Origin of the sequence: Hyphomonas oceanitis SCH89 (assembly GCF_000685295.1) — a bacterium.
Taxonomy (GTDB): domain Bacteria; phylum Pseudomonadota; class Alphaproteobacteria; order Caulobacterales; family Hyphomonadaceae; genus Hyphomonas; species Hyphomonas oceanitis.
Map to the genome: position 1 here is coordinate 1 of NZ_ARYL01000127.1, position 1,055 is coordinate 1,055.

Annotated in this window: 1 protein-coding gene; it reads right to left on the bottom strand. The window is 55.5% G+C overall.

Going from position 1 to position 1,055, the window contains the following annotated elements:
- Positions 1-774 (bottom strand): NAD(P)-dependent oxidoreductase (locus tag HOC_RS20540; protein WP_277813068.1); only part of this gene is annotated, 774 nt, incomplete at its 3' end.
- Positions 775-1,055 lie beyond the last annotated feature (281 nt).

Below are 1,055 nucleotides of genomic sequence, written 5' to 3' on the forward strand. Positions count from 1 at the left end.
TATATCGGCGGTCGTTAGGAGGTCGTCAAAACTCAGATAAGAAAAACCCTCGCGCGTCGCAAAATCGAAATCCGGCGCAATGTCAAATGCACGAACGTGCATGCCAAACCCGTGAGCAATGCGGACAACATGCCGCCCGATGGCGCCGGTGCCAACCAGGCCAAGCGTTTTGCCGGCGAGATCGAAGCCGGTCAGTCCGGCAGGTGAAAATGGTCCAGATTGAGCACGCTCTGCCGCCTCGAAAAGTCGATGGCTAAGTGCCAGAAGGAGGGCGAATACATGTTCGGCGACGGTATTTTCGCCATAGACCGGCACATTGCAGACAAGAATGCCGCGTTCGGCGCACAGGGCGGTGTCAATGTGGTCAAATCCTGTCGATCGCGTCGCGATCAATTTGAGCGCTGGCAGCTGATCCAGAACCACGCGATCAATCGCCGAATTTATGAAGGTAGAAACAATTTCAGCCTCGACGAAGCGGCCAGCATTTCCGGCCGAGAGAGCTTCATCTGTCAGTCTCAGACTGTTGCCTGGCTTCAGACTGTCAAACGTTGCCGCGTCTCGCGGCTCTATTTCGAAAAACGCGATTTGCATCACTCTGAACCATGCTCCTCGATGGCGACAACCTGTACGAAACTGAAGCCGGGCCGACGCGGATTCAGCGCGTTCTTTCGCAGAGGCAACCCAGGCGATCGGGGGCCTTCCCGGTGCGAACTGGCTCATTTGGCTCAAAGTAAATGACGGTTTTTCTCGACGCCTGAGCTCAGCATGTTTCATGATCGACTAATACAGATACGCGGCGGTGGTCCGGCGCACTCAAACTCGGACGAAATTCTTCACGAGGCATGATGCTGCGCAGAACTGATCACCAGCCCCCATCGCGGGAAAAGCGCTCTTGGTTTCATACAACGCGAATAGTTTGCGCTTGTCAGGATACCTTGATCTATTGACGGCCTGGCCAAGGGGTGAACCCCAACCAGACGTATCTGACTGTGTGGATAAAGCCCCTTTCATTCCAGATCCGAAGGCAGCCACCGCAGACGCCGGCCATCTGCCTG